We start from the raw sequence: 17,924 nt of genomic DNA on the forward strand, positions 1-17,924 counted from the left end.
ATAGTATTTAATAAGGTTTAATATATAAGGAGACAAATTATGATTTTGTCTCCTTATATATTATGCTTTAATTTATTATGGGTAAATTTTATCTATACTAACTGACAGTATCTATTTTCACATTGAATTATTCCAATATTTTACAATAAAATTACTTGCAAACTCTAATTTTATAAGCTTTCAATATATATTACACAAATAATTTTTATTTAATTATAGCTTTTAATAAAGTAAATATTGTGGTTGTAAATAAGGAATTATTCAATTACAATAAAACAAGTAAGGATATTATAAAAGTGATTATTATAATTAAAAGAATAAATTGTAGGTAGTAACAAATCCTATATAATGAATGGAGGGTGATATATATTGAAAAATAATATATTTAAATATAAAAATGAGATGTTTTTATTTATATTAGTCATAATAACTTATTTAATAATAACAATAGCATTCTTTTCTAAAACTACAATATTTTATGATTTGAACAACACTTATGATGTGTTATTAGATACAGATACAGGTGTACTATTCAATTTAAATGTATTTGCTATAAATCAAGACAATAGCAAGCACGTATTATTTTCAGCTATTATATCAATTTTTGCATATCCAATATATTTACTATGTACTTCGATAGCAAATCCAGGGACAACCGATTTTAATACTGCTTATGGATTTGGATTGATTTGTCTACAAATAGTAACTAGTGCTATATCTATAACTTTAGTTTTTAATCATATTAAAAAAATAAAAATGCAGAGGTTAACCTTAATTTTACTTACTATGATAATGATATTTTCTTTTCCACAACTATTTATGACCTTAAATGTAGAAAGATTTATATATAGTCAGTTTACATTAATATTTTTTATATTTATTGCAAATAAAATGAACGGAAAAAACTCTTATTTAGTAGAATTAGCAGCTATACCATTATTTGGAATAACTATTAGTAATATATATTTGTATTTGCTCAACATAATATTTGAATTTAAATTAAAAATAGGAAAAATATTAAAGCATTTAATTACATTTATTTTAATGGCATATATTTGTGTAGTTTCAACAAAATCTTATGAAAGTTTTATGAATCTTGGAAATGTAATACAATATGATACAAAGTTTATAAGTGGAGAGCCTATTTTAGAAAAAGTTGCAATGATTATAGAAAGATTATTGTATTCAGTTTTTTATTTTCCTGGAGCAGAGATTAAAAAAGGACTATTTTTACAAAATGGAGAAGTTGCAACGATACCAGTTATCCTTACTTTATTAGCATTTTGTTTTTGTGTTTTAGCTGTTATTGAGAACTCAGAAAAAAGAGTTCCTAAATTGTGTATGGGAATAATTTTATTTAATTTAGTTTTACATGGTATAATAGGGTACAATCTGACTAATTCAAGTATAATGACTATAAATTTTAGTTTTGCTGTTATAGTTTTGTTAGCTTACTTTACTAAAGCACCTAGAAAAAATGAAAAAAGTATGTACAATATATTTTTATCATTGTTGCTAGTCACTATAATAATTAGTAATATAAATGGATTTATAGAAATTTTAAATATTGGGATAAAATCATATCCTGTTTAAAAAATAATGTTGAAAGGGTAGTAAGTTTATGAAACAGACAAATACAATAATTAATCTTCTTACTAAAATTTCAGATTATATAAGATTAATGAGAATAAAGCAGTATATAAAGAATTTATTTATATTTGCTGCTATAATATTTTCAAACAATATACTAAATATAAGTCTATTGTTAAATACATTTATAGCTTTTGTGTGTTTTTGTTTGATATCATCATCAGCATATGCATTAAATGATGCTATAGATATGGATAAAGATAAAAGACATCCTAAAAAACGTAATAGACCAGTAGCAAGTGGAAGAATAAGTAAAAGAAGTGCGAATATATTATTTGTTGTTTTAGCTTTAATTTCAATTTGCTTGTCAACGGTTATTAATTTTAAATTAACTATAATTCTCATTTTATATTTGATAAATAATATATTATATTCTCTTAAGTTAAAGAATATAATTCTATTAGATGTGTTTTCTATATCTCTTGGTTTTATACTTAGAGTTTATGCAGGATGTGTAGCTATAGATGTTAGATTATCAAACTGGATAATATTATGTACATTTTTTTTATCTCTGTATTTAGCTCTTGGAAAGCGCAAAAAAGAAATCATAATTTTAAAAGATAATGCAGTTGAGCATAGAAAAATACTAGAAGATTATGATATAGAAAATTTAAATCAAATGATGATAGTTATACTAAGTTCTACAATTGTATGCTATGCATTATATTCTACAAGTAATCCAGAAAAACCAGATATGATATTTACAACAATATTTGTAGTTTATGGTGTACTTAGATATAATTATATAATTAACAAAACAAATGAAGGAAATCCTACTGACATTATACTAAAAGATAATGCTTTAAAAATAAACGTAATCTTATGGGTAATTACATGTTTAATAATATTAATTTTTTAGTGATAGGATGGGAAAATACTTATGAAAAAAAGTGTATTATTGCTCGATATAGATTATACTGTTATAAATACTGATAGTATGGTAGACTTTTTTATTTATTCTTTAAAAAATAAAACACTTAAGACTATTATAAAATTGCCATACATAATTTTTACTCTAATGATGTATTTGGTTAAAATAGTACCTTTGAAAAAAGCAAAAGAGGCAATCTTTTATCCAATAGTAGATTTTAGCGAAGACGAGTTAAAAGATTTTTTTGATAGTTGTATAATGAAAAAAATTAATGAGTCTATAAAAAAAGTAATTTATAAAAACAAAGAAGAGCATAATGTTGTAATTATGATAACTGCATCTCCATATGCATATATGAAGTACTTTAAGTATTATGATTTCGCAGATGAGGTTATAGGCACTGAGCTATTTTGTGAAAATTCAAGATACAAAAACCAATTCATTGGCGAAAACTGCAAGGGAATTGAAAAAATACAGAGAATAAATACTGTATTAGATAAGCTTGGAATTGAGATTGATTATGAAAATTCATATGCATATTCAGACTCTAAAAGTGATTTACCTATGCTTTCCTTAGCTAAAAATGCATTTTTGGTTAATAAGAAAAATGGTGAGGTTATAGAACAAATAAATTCATAGCTTTATATCACTTAGAATAGGAGGGGATAGTTTGGGATATTTGCACATATTAATTTTGTCTATGGTTCCTGTAACAGAGTTAAGAGGAGCCATTCCTATAGGTATTGCAATGGGCTTAAATCCTATATGGGTTTATGTATTTAGTGTGATTGGTTCTACATTAGTATCAATTCCTTTGATATTGACATTTAGACATATATTGCAATTTTTGAAAGGTAAAAAGTTATTTAAGGGACTTGCTAACACAATTGATAAAAAAATAAATTCAAGAATGAAGAAATTAAAAAGCGTTTCAATAATAGGTATAATACTATTTGTAGGCATACCACTTCCAACAACAGGAACATGGACTGCGTCTGCGATAGCCTCAATACTAAAAATGAGAATAAAAGATGCTTTTATAGGAGTATTTTTAGGAAATTTATTGTCTGGAGTCATAGTGTCAGCCCTTTCTCTACATATAATATAAAACTATCCAAATATACTATTGGATAGTTTTTTTATGAAAATATGTGAAAAATATTTTTTATTTAGACAAAATATTTAAATTCATTTGGTCTTAAAATGTTTACTATCATAAAAGAAATATAGTATAGTAGTATTTATGAGGAAATTAATTTAAACTTGCCTATCAATAAAATAAAGTTTTTATATAAAATGTATTTTTAATAGTAATAGATTTAAACATTAAATTATTAAGGAGGTTTTAAGATGGAAAATTCAAATACTGATTTAGGTCGTGAGAATGTAGGCAAATTGCTTTTTAAATTGGCTACACCAGCTATTATTGCACAAATTGTGAATGTTTTGTACAACATAGTAGATAGAATCTTTATTGGTAGAATGGAAAGTGGCGAAGTTGCTATGGCAGGTGTTGGAGTAGCATTTCCTATAATAATTATAATAACTTCATGTAGTTATTTAATTGGTATGGGGGGAGGACCTTTAGCTGCTATAAAAATGGGGGAACAAGATAATGATGGGGCAGAGAAAATAATGAGTAATAGTTTTTCTGTATTAGTTATTTTGGCGATACTATTGACTATAGGTTTTCAGATTGGAAAAGAACCCTTACTTTGGCTATTTGGAGCAAGCGAATCTACAATTGGATATTCAATGGATTATTTGAATATTTATTTAATAGGGACAGTATTTGTTCAAATTTCACTAGGTATGAATACCTTTATAAATACTCAAGGATTTGCGACAACTGGTATGATTACGGTTGCTATAGGAGCTTTGATAAACATAATACTAGACCCAATTTTTATATTTGGATTTGGTATGGGGGTAAAAGGAGCTGCATTAGCCACTATAATTGCACAAGGAGTTTCTGCTATTTGGGTATTGGTATTTCTATTTGGAAAGAAAAGTATACTTAAGATAAAAAAGAAATACATGATGCCTAAAGCAAGTATTATTTTGCCAGTATTAGGTCTGGGAATTTCTCCATTTATAATGCAATCTACAGAAAGTTTAGTGCTTATAGCCCTAAATAGCAAATTACAGATGTATGGAGGAGATTTAGCAGTAGGTTCAATGGCAATAATGAGTAGTATAATGCAAATTCTTATGCTTCCTAACATGGGATTTACACAAGGGGCACAACCAATAATAAGTTACAATTATGGTTCAGGACAGATTGACAGAGTAAAAAAGACTTTTAAGTTATGTTTATTGTCATGTTTTACATACTCTGCAATTTTGTGGATTTTACTTATGATATTCCCTACGTTCTTTGTAAGTATATTTAATAAAAACCCACAATTACTTAGTATGACTAGTTGGAGTATAAAAATATATTTTGCTGGCTCTTTTATGTTTGGAATACAATTAGCTTGCCAGCAGACATTTTTAGCGCTTGGAAAAGCAAAAATATCTTTAATTTTAGCTCTTCTTAGAAAAGTTGTACTTTTGATACCTTTAATATTTATACTTCCAATGTTTTTTGATGAAAAACTTTTTGCTGTACTTTTAGCAGAGCCAATTGCAGATATAACAGCAGCCACTATTACAGCAATTTGTTTCTTTGTGTTTTATAAATGTTCTCTATCAAAACCTAAAGTAATAGAGGAGTAAAATATAAATAGTAGAAAGTTTTTAGGAGCATATATTATTAGTTAAAAATTAAAATTTGTATTTTAATTTAAGAAGATATTTTTTATAATTTACAAAGATACAAACTAGAATTAAAATTTAAAATTATAGTAAGAAAAATGTAAGTATTTGCAATATTAATGGTATAATATTTACAGATATGATAATCAATAAGAGGAAAGGATGTTTATATAATGGAAAATGATTTAACAATGCAAGAGCTACTTGAGCAACAAGAGCAAGTGTTCAGCAAAGTGAAAGTTGGGGAATTGATAACTGGAAAAATAACTGCAGTGAGAAATGATGAAGTACAACTAGAATTAGGTTATGGGTTTGATGGAATAATACCTATAAGTGAATTAAACATAGAAAAAAATCAATCTATAGAAGAGTTATATCATATAAATGATGAAATAACTGCTATAATAACAAAAGTATCTCAAAAAGATGGAACAATAACTTTATCTAAGTTACAATTAGATAGAAAAAATGATTTTGCTGATTTACACAAAGCTTATGATGAACATAGAATAATAACTGTAAACGTTGAAAAAAATATAGAAAAAGGTGTATTTGCTAATTACAATACATATACATTTTTTATACCAATTTCTCAGCTTGACACAAAGTTTATTACAGATACGTCTAAATTTGTTGGTCGTAACTTAGAAGTATATATAAAAGAAATGGATGCTAGAAAAAATAGATTTGTAGCATCTCATAGAGACGTATTACAAGAACGTATAAATAAAGAGAGAGAAGAAAGAAGAGTTCAAATTAAGGCAGAAAAGGAAGCCGAAAGAGCTAGAATAAAACATGAAAGAGAAGAAGAAAAAGCTCGTATTAAATTAGCTAAAGAAGAATTGTTTAATTCCCTTGAAGTTGGTCAGAAAAGAGATGGTAAAGTAACAAAGATAATGTCTTATGGTGCATTCATAGATATTGGTGGAATTGAAGGATTAGCACATATAAATAACCTATCTTGGACAAGAGTTGAAAGTGTGGAAGATGTTGTCTCTGAAGGTCAAGAAGTGGAAGTTTATGTATTAGATGTAAATCAAGAAACTAAAAAAATTGCACTAGCATTAAAAGATATAAACAATGACCCATGGGATTTAATAGCAAAAGAATTACAAGTTGATGATGTTGTTAATGCTAAAGTTCTTAGAATTATAGAAAAGGGAGCTTTTGTCCAAATCGAAGAAGGTGTAGATGCTTATTTACCAATTTCTGAATTGAGTGATACTAGAGTAGCTAAAGTTACTAATGTTGTTAATATTGGAGACGAAATTAAAGTTAAAATTCTTGATTTTAAACCAAAAACTAAGAGAATGTTAGTTTCGATAAAAGAAGCAACTAGAGAGCCAGAAGAGGATATAACAGAGTTTTTAGAAGTAGAAGAATCTCTAGGAAGTATTGGAGAATTATTTAAAGATAAATTTAAAGACTTAGAAATATAAAATAATCAAAAAGGGGGGCTGTTTTAAAACATTACTCTGTCTATTTTGACAGCTTTAGTTTTAAAATAGCCCTTCAACTATCTATAAAAATTTATATACAGTATTAGGAGGAAAATTAATGAAAAAAGCTATTATAGATGTACATTGTCATACTTTAATAAGTGGACATGCACATAGTACTTTTAAAGAAAATGTTGAAGAAGCAATTCAAAAAAATATAAAATATTTAGGCATATCAGACCATGGTCCTAATATGCCAGGAGGACCACATCCATTTTACTTCTATAATTTACATCTACTTCCACGCCAAATACAAGATTTAAAAATTCTTAGAGGTATAGAAGGAAATATCATGGATTATGATGGAAACTTAGATGTTCCAGAAGACATGCTACAACATTTAGATTATATAATTGCAAGTTTGCATAGACCTTGTATAGCTTCAGGTACAAAAGAAGAAAATACAAATGCTATTTTAAAAGTGATGGATAAACCTAGAGTAAAGATAATTGGGCATCCAGATGATAGTAGATATCCTTTAGATTATGAGTCTATAGTAAAAAAAGCAAAGGATAAAAATATTCTTTTAGAAATAAATAACTCTTCATTAAGTTCAAATTCTCATAGAACTGGAACTTGGGAAAATGCAAGTGAAATGTTACTATTATGTAAACAATATGGTGTAAGAGTTATTCTTGGTACAGATTCGCATATATGTTACTCTATAGGTGAATTTGAAAGTGCAGAGAAAGTTTTAAAATCAGTGGATTTTCCAGAAGAACTAGTAATAAATTATCATGAAGATGAAATTGTAGAGTTTTTTAATATAAATTTTTAGAATTTTAGGAGTGAGAAAATTTGAGTAAAAATAAGTTTATCTACATGAATTATTATGACAATGGTTATTTCAAAAAGGGAATGGTTATAAATATGGTTTTAGCTCTTATAATTTTGGGCACAATTTTTATATACTCAACAACATTTTTATATCTTTTATGTATAATAACAGCGGTTTTTCTTTTTAAGCAAGGTCGTGATTTTTCAAATAGATATAAGGGAAAAGTATATCTTACTCTTGATAATCATTCAATATCAATAAATAATCAATGTATTTTCAGTATAAAAGCTAGAAAAAATCAAAAATTTAACTATAAAGTAATAGAAAAAATAGAAGTAACAAAAAATATATTAAATATATGTGCTGATAATTTTAATTACAAAATTAGATTAAATGCATTGAGTTTGGAAGATGAAAAAAAATTATTGAGTACAATAGATGAAAAGATAAAAAAATTTAAGGGGTAATACCATACTATTTTCAATAGTTAGCATGATTTAGAATATTACTTGACAAAAATAAATAATAAAAAAATACAGATAATTATTTTTTTATGTTGACAATACATTTTAATGTGTATATAATAACTATTAAATCAAAATATTTAGAAAATTTAAATGATTTTAAAAGCGATGAATAGAAGTAGTAAGAATCATGAAACTTCCAGAGAGCTAAAGTATGGTGTGATTTAGCAGTTGATAATTCTGAACTTGTCTAGGAGCTGTTTCCTGAGTTGTGTAACTTAGGATAACCGTATTTCCACGTTATAGGAAAAATAGCTATTATAATAATTAGTAGTAGCTATGACTAAGGGAGCTTTTTAAAAAGCTAAATAGAGTGGTACCGCGAGCAAAACCTCGTCTCTAGTTTTACTAGAGATGGGGTTATTTTTATTCTAATGATAAATCTAACATTTGTACTTATGAATTGAAAAGGGGTAGAATTGCGTCGATATAAGGTATACTGAATACAAAAAACAGAAAAGGGGGAAAATAACATGAAATATGGAAAATATAAAAAATATAATAGAATGAAAATGGTAAATCGTAAATGGCCAGATAACGAAATAACAAAAGCTCCAGTTTGGTGTAGTGTCGATTTAAGAGATGGAAATCAATCACTGCCAACACCTATGAATGTAGAAGAAAAAGTCAGAATGTTCCGAATGCTTTTGGATACAGGGTTTAAAGAAATAGAAGTAGGCTTTCCATCAGCATCAAATACAGAGTATACATTTTTAAGAAAGCTAATAGATGAAAATATGATTCCAGATGATGTAACTATACAAGTACTTACACAATCTAGAGCTCATCTTATAGAAAAAACATTTGAATCAGTAAAAGGATGTAAGAAAGCAATAATACATTTATATAATTCTACATCTGTTCTTCAAAGAGAAGTGGTTTTTAATATGAGTAAACAAGAAATCATAGATATAGCAGTTGAGGGAGCAAGATTATTCAATGAAGAAGCAAAGAAATATCCTGAAACAGAGTTTATTTTTGAATACTCACCTGAAAGTTTCACAGGTACAGAAATGGATTATGCACTTGAGATATGTGAGGCAGTTATAGATGTGTGGAAACCAACGCCACAAAAGAAAGTTATAATAAATCTTCCATCAACAGTAGAAATGGCAACACCAAATATATATGCAGACCAAATAGAATGGTTTTGTGAAAATATAAGCTGTAGAGATTCTATTATAATGAGTTTACACACTCATAATGATAGGGGAACTTGTACAGCAGCAAGTGAACTTGGATTATTAGCTGGAGCAGATAGACTTGAAGGTACATTATTTGGAAATGGTGAAAGAACTGGTAATATGGACATAGTAAATGTGGGTCTTAATCTTTATACACAAGGAATAAACCCAGAATTAGACTTTAGTAATATTGATAAAATGATAGAAATATATGAAGACTGTACAAAACTTACAGTACATGATAGACATCCATATGCAGGAAATCTTGTACATTGTGCCTTTTCAGGTTCTCACCAGGATGCTATTAGAAAAGGTATGATAGCAATTAGCAATAGAAATGATGGTTGTTGGGAAGTTCCATATTTACCAATAGACCCTCATGATATAGGAAGAGAATACAAAGAAATCATTAGAATAAACAGCCAATCTGGAAAAGGTGGAGCTGTTTATATAATGGAAACAGATTATGGTTTCATGATACCTAAAAATATGCATGCTGATTTTGGAAATGTGGTTAAAATGGAATCTGATAGAATAGGAGCGGAACTTAGCAGTGAGTCAATATTTAACTTATTCAAGAAGGAATATATTGATGTTGAGAGTCCATATAAAGTTAAGAAATATAAGATAAAATCAATGGATGAGATAAACTATGAAAGTGATGATTCTGATGATACTAATATGATTGAGATGACTGCAAGAGTAACTTATATGGGTAATGAACAAAGGATTGTTGGAATAGGAAATGGGCCAGTAGATTCATTTAATAATGCATTAAAACAATGTGGAATGAAAGATTATAAATTTAGATATTATTGGGAACATGCATTAGAGGAAGGTTCACATTCAAGAGGTGTGGCCTATGTGGGAATAGAACATAATGATAAAGTTTATTTTGGGGTAAGCATATCAGAAAATATAAATACAGCAGCTATTAATGCTCTTATGAATGCAATAAATAAAAGTTATATTGAGGAGGAAGCAGAAAATGGGGATGACTATGACGCAGAAAATCTTAGCGAAACATGCTAATTTAAATGAGGTTAAGAAAGGACAATTGATTGAAGCAAACTTAGATATAGTTTTAGGCAATGATATAACATCACCAGTAGCTATTAGAGAATTTGAAAAGTTAGGAATTGAGGATGTTTATGATAAATCTAAAGTGGCAATAGTTTTGGACCATTTTACACCTAATAAAGATATAAAGAGTGCAGAGCAGTGTAAGTTTACAAGAAGTTTTGCAAAATCCAAAGGAGTGGTCAATTTCTTTGATGTAGGGGATATGGGAATAGAACATGTTCTTCTTCCTGAAAAAGGTATAGTAACAGCAGGAGATGTAGTCATAGGTGCCGATTCTCATACTTGCACATATGGAGCATTAGGCGCTTTTTCCACTGGCGTAGGTTCAACTGATATGGGAGCTGGCATGGCTACAGGAAAATGTTGGTTTAAGGTACCTGGTGCAATAAAATTTGTCCTAAAGAATAAGCCAAATAAATGGATAACTGGAAAAGATGTGATACTTCATATAATAGGGAAGATAGGTGTTGATGGGGCACTTTACAAATCAATGGAATTTTGTGGAGATGGAGTAAGTAATCTATCTATGGATGATAGATTTACTATTTGTAATATGGCAATAGAAGCAGGGGCTAAAAATGGAATTTTTCCAGTAGATGATAAAACTATAGAATATATAAATTCACATAAATGTACAACAACAGAAAAAGTTGTAAATGTATACGAAGCAGATGAAGATGCAATTTATGATGAAGTATATGAAATTGACTTAGCTACATTAAAAGAAACAGTAGCTTTTCCACATCTTCCTGAAAATACTAAAACAGTAGATGAGATTGATAACGATATAAAGATAGACCAAGTTGTAATAGGCTCTTGTACAAATGGAAGAATATCAGACCTTGAAGTTGCAGCTGAAATCATGAAAGGTAAAAAAGTTGCAGATGGGGTTAGAGTGATGATATTTCCTGGAACTCAAAAAGTATATCTTGAAGCAATAGAAAAAGGATATATTACTATCTTTATAGAAGCAGGAGCAGCTGTTTCTACACCAACATGTGGACCATGTCTTGGAGGTCATATGGGTATACTTGCAGCAGGAGAAAGGTCAGTTTCAACAACAAATAGGAACTTTGTAGGAAGAATGGGTCATGTTGATTCAGAAGTCTATCTTGCCAGTCCAGCTGTAGCAGCAGCATCAGCTATAACTGGAAAAATATCAAAACCATCAGAAATAATTTAAGGGAGGTAAAGTTTATGATTGCTAATGGAAGAGTTTTTAAATTTGGTGATAATATAGATACAGATGTAATAATACCAGCTAGATATTTAAATATAGCTGATTATAAGGAACTCTCAACACACTGTATGGAAGATATTGATGATAAGTTTGTATCTAAAGTAAAGGCAGGAGATATTATAGTTGCAACTAAAAATTTTGGATGTGGTTCGTCAAGAGAACATGCTCCAATCGTAATAAAAGAAAGTGGAGTATCCTGTGTAATTGCATCAACTTTTGCTAGAATATTTTTTAGAAATTCTATAAATATAGGGCTTCCAATACTTGAATGTGAGGAAGCAGCTAATAGCATAGAAGAAGGTGATACTATAGAAGTGGATTTTTCAACAGGTGTAATAAAAAACATAACAAAAGGAACAAAATATAAGGCTGAACCATTTCCTGAGTTTATGCAAAATATCATAACAAATGAAGGTTTAATTAACTCAATAAAGGTAAACAGGGGGTAATGGTGTATGAATTGTAAAGTAGCAGTCATAAAAGGTGATGGTGTTGGGCCAGAAATTATAAAAGAAGGTATAAAAGTCTTAAATAAAATTTGTTATAAATTTAATCATAAATTTGATTGTGAATATGTATTGGCTGGAGGATGTGCAATTGATGAAACTGGAGAAACTCTACCTGATAAAACTGTTGAAATATGTCGAAAAAACGAGGCAGTATTACTTGGAGCTGTTGGGGGTCCAAAGTGGGATAAATGTAAAGGGGATGCAAGACCAGAAGCAGGTCTTTTGAAATTGAGAGAATCCTTAGGCTTATTTGCAAATTTGAGACCAGCAACTATATATGAAAGTATAAAGGAATCTTCACCACTTAGAGCAGATATAGTAGAAAAAGGCATTGATTTTGTTGTTGTGAGGGAGTTAACAGGGGGCATTTATTTTGGAGAACGTGGAAGAAAGATTATTGATGGTGTTGAAGAGGCTTATGATGTAGAGGTATACAATGAAAATGAAATAAGAAGAATTGGAAGAAGGGCTTTTGAAATCGCTAGAGATAGAAAGAAGAAGCTTGTCAGTATAGATAAAGCAAATGTGCTTGAAAGTTCAAGACTTTGGAGAGGTATTATGGAGAACTTAGCTAAAGAATTTGATGATGTAGAGCTATCACATATGTATGTTGATAATGCTGCTATGCAAGTTGTGAAAGACCCTAGCCAATTTGATGTAATAGTGACTAATAACATCTTTGGAGATATAATATCTGACGAAGCATCCATGGTTACAGGTTCTATAGGTATGTTACCATCTGCATCACTTCGAGAAGATAGCTTTGGAATGTATGAACCAATACATGGGAGTGCTCCTGATATAGCTGGAAAAGATATTGTAAATCCAATTGCAACTATTTTATCTGTCGCAATGATGTTAAGACATAGCTTTAATCTAGAAGATGAAGCTAAATGCATTGAAGATGCAGTACAAAATGTACTTAGAAAAGGATACAGAACTAGTGATATATATAATAGTATAGGAACTGTTGTTGGTACAAAGAAAATGGGAGAATTAATAGTAAATGAAATTTAGAATTATAGTTTAATTTATATAATACGATTTGGTCATATAATGGGGGGCATTAGTAAAAAATTTATTGTGAAATAGTTTTATATTTGGGGTAGAAGAGATATTTTATTTTTAAAGCACAACATGATTTTAGGTAATTTTAATTACATAAAATCACGTTGTGCTTTTTTATAAAATAACACTTTGGATTAAGATTTTAATGCTGAAATAGCCTATTTTTGTTTATTAGAAATTTGCAGGGATTTAATTAATATTATATAATATATTTTAGTATTATGAATATTAAGTGACTGTCAATATTAGTTAGGAGATGGAGTTTTTGGGAAAATATAAGGTTTTAAAAAAGCAAAACAGTAGTAAATCTTGTTTAGTTTGTGGAACGCAAAATGAATTAGGATTAAAAGCAGATTTTTATGAACTTGAAAATGGAGAACTTGTATCAATTTGTAATACAAAAGATTGGCATCAGAGTTATCCAGGAAGAGTTCATGGAGGTATGTCTGCTGCAATATTAGATGAGACTATTGGAAGAGCTGTAAGTATAAATGATGACCAAATATGGGGGGTTACAGTATCTTTGGAATTGAAATATAAAAAGCCAGTACCAACAGATGCTACTATAAAAGTAGTTGGAAGGATAACTAAAGAAAATAGAAAATTATTTGAAGGTACAGGAGAAATAATTTTGCCAAATGGAGAGATAGCAGTAACAGCAACTGGAAAATATATGAAGATGCCTATTGGTCAAATAGCAGAAGGTGATTTTTCTGATGAAGAATGGTTCTTTGCTGAATCAGAAGAAAAAGTTGAATATATTGAGATTTAAGTGATTACATATTTGCTATGTAAAATGATGTGTAAAAAAATATAAAATTGAAAAACATAAGATAAAAATAACTTAGCTATACTTAAAAAAAATTCTTATAATAGCATTAAATTTACACGTTAAAAAAAATAATTTATATATTTAAAAAGTGTATTTTTTTTATAGGTAAAATTCAGAAAATTCAAACTAATGATGAGGTGTAAAATGGATGATTTCACAAAATATAGAAAATAAATTATATATAAAATATAATTTTTATGTTGACATACTTAATTTAGCTTGATATTATAGATATTAAAAATAAGGACAGTAAACACACTATCCATATTACAAACTAAAAAAGGAGGGAATTATAATGAGTAAGAAATTATTTATTCCTGGTCCTATTGATGTTAGAGCAGAAGTCTTGGAAAAGATGGCTACACCAATGATAGGACATAGAGGGAAAGATGCATCTATACTTCAAAAAAGTATAAGTGAAAAAATGCAAAAACTATTCTATACCAACAACACGATACTTTTATCCACGTCGTCCGGAACTGGTTTAATGGAAGGATCCATTCGTTCCTGTACATCCAAAAAGGCAGCAGTATTTTCCTGTGGGTCCTTTGGTGATAGATGGTACAAAATGGCAGTGGCTAATAATGTCCCAGCGGATATATTTAAAGTTGAATTAGGAGAGGCAACAACACCAGAAATGGTTGATAAGGTGCTTTCTACCGGAGAATATGATTTAATAACCGTAACTCACAATGAAACTTCAACTGGAATAAGAAATCCAATAGAAGAAATTGGAGAAGTTGTTAAAAAATATAAAGATGTGGTCTACTGTGTAGACACTGTAAGTTCAGCCGGTGGAATAAAAGTCGAGGTTGATAAGATTGGAATAGATATTTGTATAACATCATTACAAAAAGCACTGGGATTACCACCAGGAATGTCTATTTGCACATTTTCTCAAAAAGCAATCGATAGAGCTAAGCAAGTACCTTTTAGAGGAGTTTATTTTGATTTGTTAGAAATGTATGAATACTTAATCAAGAAAAACTACCAATACCCTTCAACACCATCTCTTTCTCACATGTTCGCTTTAGATTTCCAATTAGATAATATATTAGATGAAGGCCTAGATAATAGATTCAAACGACATGAAGACATGGCAAACTTAGTTAGAATCTGGGCTAAAAAACACTTCCAAATTTTTACCAATGAAAATCACTTATCCAATACACTTACTGTTATAGAAAATACTCAAGGTATTAGTGTATCAAATTTAAATTCAAAATTACAAGAACGAGGATTCCAAATAGCAAATGGCTATGGCAATTTAAAAGAAAAAACTTTTAGAATTTCACATATGGGTGACTATACTGTCGAAGATGTACAAGAATTATTAGATAATATTGATGATATATTAGGTTTTAATAAGTAATATTACAAAATTATGTGTATTTTAAGTTAAATTTAAAATATATAAAATAAAATGTGTTTTATGAAAATTACATATTAAATTTTTAACAAACATTAATGAAATTTGATATGACTTTAATAAAAAATATTTTGAAAATTATATAAATAGAAAGTGTAATTAAATAAAGTTTTTTAGTGATGAAAATACTTTAAAAAATAAAAATTGGAAAAATTAAGTGAATATAATTGGAGGAGTTTGTTATGTATAATATATTAATTACTGATGGAATAGAGAAAGATGCAGCGAGAAAATTGAGAGAGTTAAATTTTAATGTGATAGAAGAGTTTTATGAAAAAGATGTTTTAGGAGATAAACTTAAAGATGTTGATGTGCTTGTAGTACGTTCAGCTACTAAGGTTACTAAGGATGTAATAGACAAAGCATTAGAAGGTAAAAAGTTAAAATTGATAGTAAGAGGTGGGGTAGGATTAGACAATATAGATGTTAAATATGCAGAAGCTAATGGAATAAAAGTCATGAATACTCCAAATGCAAGCAGTATATCTGTTGCAGAACTTACAATAGGTCAATTATTTGTACTTGCAAGATTCATAAATACTGCAAATGTAACTATGAGAGATGGAAAATGGGAAAAGAAAAAATACAAAGGTACAGAAATTAATGGAAAAACATTAGGACTTATAGGTTTTGGAAGAATTGCAAAAGAAGTTGCAAAGAGGGCAGAACTATTAGGAATGAATGTCATATATACTGATATAATGGGTGAAGCACAAGGCTTTAACAAATATAGATTCTGTGATATGGAAGAAGTTTTACAAAAAGCAGATTTCTTATCTTTACACATACCTTTTGATAAGAATAAGGGGGCAGTAATAACTGAAAAAGAAATAAATAAGATGAAAAATGGAGCTTATTTAATAAACTGTGCAAGAGGCGGTTTGGTGGACGAAAAAGATTTACTAAAAGCATTAGATGAGGGTAAATTATCAGCAGCAGCTATAGATGTTTATGAGCAAGAACCTACATTAAATCTAGATTTAGTAAATCACCCAAGAGTTTCTCCTACACCTCATATTGGTGCATCTACAGTAGAGGCTCAAGAAAGAATTGGAGAAGAAATTGTAAATGTGATTCAAGACTACTTTCTTGACTTCAACAATCTAATAGGGGTAGCATTATAAAATATTTTATACAATTAGGAGGAATTTAGTAATGGCAACGATTAAACCATTTAAGGCGATTAGACCAAATAAATATATAGTAGATAAAGTAGCAGCACTTCCTTACGATGTTATGAATAGTGAAGAAGCTAGAGAAATTGCAAAAGGGAATCCATATTCATTTTTGCATATAGATAAATCAGAAATTGATTTAGATGAAAATATAAATTTATATGATGAAAAAGTTTATTTAAAAGCACGAGAAAATTTGGACGAATTTCGAAAACAAGAAATTCTAGTAAAAGATGAAAAAGATTGTATATATATATACAAACAAGTTATGGATGGCAGAGCTCAAGTTGGTATAGTTGCATGTATTTCAGTTGATGAAAGCTTAGATGGAACAATAAAAAAACATGAGTACACTAGACCAGAAAAGGAAGTTGATAGAACTAATCATATAAAATACTGTGATGCTAATACGGGAACTATACTTGTAACTTACAAACATCAAAGATTAATAGATGATATGATAAATGATTTTATGGATAATCATGAGCCTTTATATGATTTTATAACAGATGACAAGATAGAGCATACAGTGTGGAAGATTGATAATGATGATATAATATGTAATTTAGTAAATGCATTTGGAAAATTAGATTATTTATATATTGCAGATGGTCATCATAGAACAGCTTCAGCAGAAAATGTAGCTAAAGAAATGAGAGCTAAAAATCCAAACTATACTGGAAAAGAAGAATTTAATTATTTTATAGCAATGATTGCACCAGATGAAAATCTAATGGTTTTAGATTATAATAGAGTTATCAAAGACTTAAATGGTTTAAATGAAGAAGAATTTATAAATAAAATAAAAGAAAATTTTGATGTAGAACAAATGAAAGGTAAAGAAAAATATAAGCCTGACAAAAAAGGAACTTTCGGAATGTATCTAGGTGATAAATGGTACAAAATGAAGGCAAATAAGAATTTATTAGACATAGAAGACCCAGTTGACTCATTAGATATTTCTATACTACAAAATTATGTGATTGATGCTATTTTAGGAATTGAAAATCCTAGAGTAGATAAAAGAATTGATTTTATTGGTGGAATTAGAGGTATTGAGGAATTAGAAAGAAGAGTTAATGAAGATATGAAGGTAGCGTTTGCAATGTATCCTACTAGTATTGAGGATTTAATAAAAGTAGCAGATGCAGGCAAGATAATGCCAGCTAAGTCAACATGGTTTGAACCTAAGGTAAGATGTGGGCTATTCTTACACGAAATAAATGAATAATTAATAAAATTAAAGGCTAAAAAGTAAACTTTACTACTTTTTAGCCTTTAATTTTTAATTAAAAATGATAGTATAGTAATTTTAAATTATAAGA

At 28.5% G+C, this 17,924-nt stretch carries 16 protein-coding genes and 1 other annotated feature; all 16 genes read left to right on the forward strand.

Annotated features, from left to right (window positions below; genetic code table 11):
• Positions 1-369: 369 nt before the first annotated feature.
• The gene (locus IC213_RS13890; RefSeq protein WP_227863184.1) at positions 370-1,593 is read left to right on the forward strand and encodes a DUF6080 domain-containing protein; all 1,224 of its coding nucleotides are present in this window, start codon (positions 370-372) and stop codon (positions 1,591-1,593) included.
• Positions 1,594-1,621: 28 nt separating this feature from the next.
• Positions 1,622-2,509, forward strand: a complete 888-nt coding sequence (locus IC213_RS13895) for a decaprenyl-phosphate phosphoribosyltransferase (RefSeq protein ID WP_227824770.1) — start codon at positions 1,622-1,624, stop codon at positions 2,507-2,509.
• A 21-nt stretch (positions 2,510-2,530) separates the two neighbouring features.
• A complete protein-coding gene (locus tag IC213_RS13900; protein ID WP_227436722.1) occupies positions 2,531-3,160 on the forward strand; it encodes an HAD family hydrolase in 630 nt (209 codons plus the stop codon).
• Positions 3,161-3,191: 31 nt separating this feature from the next.
• The gene (locus tag IC213_RS13905) at positions 3,192-3,629 is read left to right on the forward strand and encodes a COG2426 family protein (RefSeq protein ID WP_227436720.1); all 438 of its coding nucleotides are present in this window, start codon (positions 3,192-3,194) and stop codon (positions 3,627-3,629) included.
• Positions 3,630-3,871: 242 nt separating this feature from the next.
• Positions 3,872-5,239 (forward strand): MATE family efflux transporter, encoded by a 1,368-nt coding sequence (locus IC213_RS13910; protein ID WP_227436718.1) that lies wholly within the window; start codon positions 3,872-3,874, stop codon positions 5,237-5,239.
• Positions 5,240-5,451: 212 nt separating this feature from the next.
• Positions 5,452-6,717 carry a 30S ribosomal protein S1 gene (locus IC213_RS13915; RefSeq protein WP_227436716.1) on the forward strand — a complete coding sequence of 422 codons (1,266 nt, stop codon included), beginning with the start codon at positions 5,452-5,454 and terminating at the stop codon, positions 6,715-6,717.
• Positions 6,718-6,835: 118 nt separating this feature from the next.
• Positions 6,836-7,555 (forward strand): phosphatase, encoded by a 720-nt coding sequence (locus tag IC213_RS13920; RefSeq protein ID WP_227482944.1) that lies wholly within the window; start codon positions 6,836-6,838, stop codon positions 7,553-7,555.
• Positions 7,556-7,575: 20 nt separating this feature from the next.
• Positions 7,576-8,022: a hypothetical protein gene (locus IC213_RS13925; RefSeq protein WP_227863185.1), complete on the forward strand. Its 447-nt coding sequence runs from the start codon at positions 7,576-7,578 to the stop codon at positions 8,020-8,022.
• A gap of 156 nt (positions 8,023-8,178) precedes the next feature.
• Positions 8,179-8,423: a binding site (T-box leader), on the forward strand.
• Between the two features lie 129 nt (positions 8,424-8,552).
• Positions 8,553-10,295 (forward strand): 2-isopropylmalate synthase, encoded by a 1,743-nt coding sequence (leuA, locus tag IC213_RS13930; RefSeq protein WP_227436712.1) that lies wholly within the window; start codon positions 8,553-8,555, stop codon positions 10,293-10,295.
• A complete protein-coding gene (leuC, locus tag IC213_RS13935) occupies positions 10,252-11,529 on the forward strand; it encodes a 3-isopropylmalate dehydratase large subunit (protein WP_227436709.1) in 1,278 nt (425 codons plus the stop codon). The genes leuA and leuC overlap by 44 nt, the downstream gene beginning before the upstream one ends.
• 14 nt (positions 11,530-11,543) lie before the next feature.
• Positions 11,544-12,035 (forward strand): 3-isopropylmalate dehydratase small subunit, encoded by a 492-nt coding sequence (leuD, locus tag IC213_RS13940; RefSeq protein WP_227436706.1) that lies wholly within the window; start codon positions 11,544-11,546, stop codon positions 12,033-12,035.
• Positions 12,036-12,041: 6 nt separating this feature from the next.
• Positions 12,042-13,112 (forward strand): 3-isopropylmalate dehydrogenase, encoded by a 1,071-nt coding sequence (gene leuB, locus IC213_RS13945; protein ID WP_227863186.1) that lies wholly within the window; start codon positions 12,042-12,044, stop codon positions 13,110-13,112.
• Between the two features lie 307 nt (positions 13,113-13,419).
• On the forward strand, positions 13,420-13,935 hold the full coding sequence (locus tag IC213_RS13950) for a PaaI family thioesterase (RefSeq protein ID WP_227436702.1): 516 nt from the start codon (positions 13,420-13,422) through the stop codon (positions 13,933-13,935).
• Positions 13,936-14,290: 355 nt separating this feature from the next.
• Positions 14,291-15,367, forward strand: a complete 1,077-nt coding sequence (locus IC213_RS13955) for a pyridoxal-phosphate-dependent aminotransferase family protein (RefSeq protein WP_227436700.1) — start codon at positions 14,291-14,293, stop codon at positions 15,365-15,367.
• A gap of 239 nt (positions 15,368-15,606) precedes the next feature.
• Positions 15,607-16,548 carry a D-2-hydroxyacid dehydrogenase gene (locus IC213_RS13960; protein ID WP_227824771.1) on the forward strand — a complete coding sequence of 314 codons (942 nt, stop codon included), beginning with the start codon at positions 15,607-15,609 and terminating at the stop codon, positions 16,546-16,548.
• Between the two features lie 31 nt (positions 16,549-16,579).
• Positions 16,580-17,830: a DUF1015 domain-containing protein gene (locus IC213_RS13965; RefSeq protein WP_227436697.1), complete on the forward strand. Its 1,251-nt coding sequence runs from the start codon at positions 16,580-16,582 to the stop codon at positions 17,828-17,830.
• Positions 17,831-17,924: the final 94 nt, after the last annotated feature.

The organism is Clostridioides sp. ES-S-0049-02 (assembly GCF_020658465.1).
GTDB lineage: Bacteria > Bacillota > Clostridia > Peptostreptococcales > Peptostreptococcaceae > Clostridioides.

Bases quoted from the DNA above. Each gene is read 5' to 3' on its own strand.
- IC213_RS13895 (WP_227824770.1), top strand. From the start codon at position 1,622: ATGAAACAGACAAATACAATAATTAATCTTCTTACTAAAATTTCAGAT.
- IC213_RS13900 (WP_227436722.1), top strand. From the start codon at position 2,531: ATGAAAAAAAGTGTATTATTGCTCGATATAGATTATACTGTTATAAAT.
- IC213_RS13910 (WP_227436718.1), top strand. From the start codon at position 3,872: ATGGAAAATTCAAATACTGATTTAGGTCGTGAGAATGTAGGCAAATTG.
- IC213_RS13915 (WP_227436716.1), top strand. From the start codon at position 5,452: ATGGAAAATGATTTAACAATGCAAGAGCTACTTGAGCAACAAGAGCAA.
- IC213_RS13920 (WP_227482944.1), top strand. From the start codon at position 6,836: ATGAAAAAAGCTATTATAGATGTACATTGTCATACTTTAATAAGTGGA.
- leuA (WP_227436712.1), top strand. From the start codon at position 8,553: ATGAAATATGGAAAATATAAAAAATATAATAGAATGAAAATGGTAAAT.
- leuC (WP_227436709.1), top strand. From the start codon at position 10,252: ATGGGGATGACTATGACGCAGAAAATCTTAGCGAAACATGCTAATTTA.
- leuD (WP_227436706.1), top strand. From the start codon at position 11,544: ATGATTGCTAATGGAAGAGTTTTTAAATTTGGTGATAATATAGATACA.
- leuB (WP_227863186.1), top strand. From the start codon at position 12,042: ATGAATTGTAAAGTAGCAGTCATAAAAGGTGATGGTGTTGGGCCAGAA.
- IC213_RS13950 (WP_227436702.1), top strand. From the start codon at position 13,420: ATGGAGTTTTTGGGAAAATATAAGGTTTTAAAAAAGCAAAACAGTAGT.
- IC213_RS13955 (WP_227436700.1), top strand. From the start codon at position 14,291: ATGAGTAAGAAATTATTTATTCCTGGTCCTATTGATGTTAGAGCAGAA.
- IC213_RS13960 (WP_227824771.1), top strand. From the start codon at position 15,607: ATGTATAATATATTAATTACTGATGGAATAGAGAAAGATGCAGCGAGA.
- IC213_RS13965 (WP_227436697.1), top strand. From the start codon at position 16,580: ATGGCAACGATTAAACCATTTAAGGCGATTAGACCAAATAAATATATA.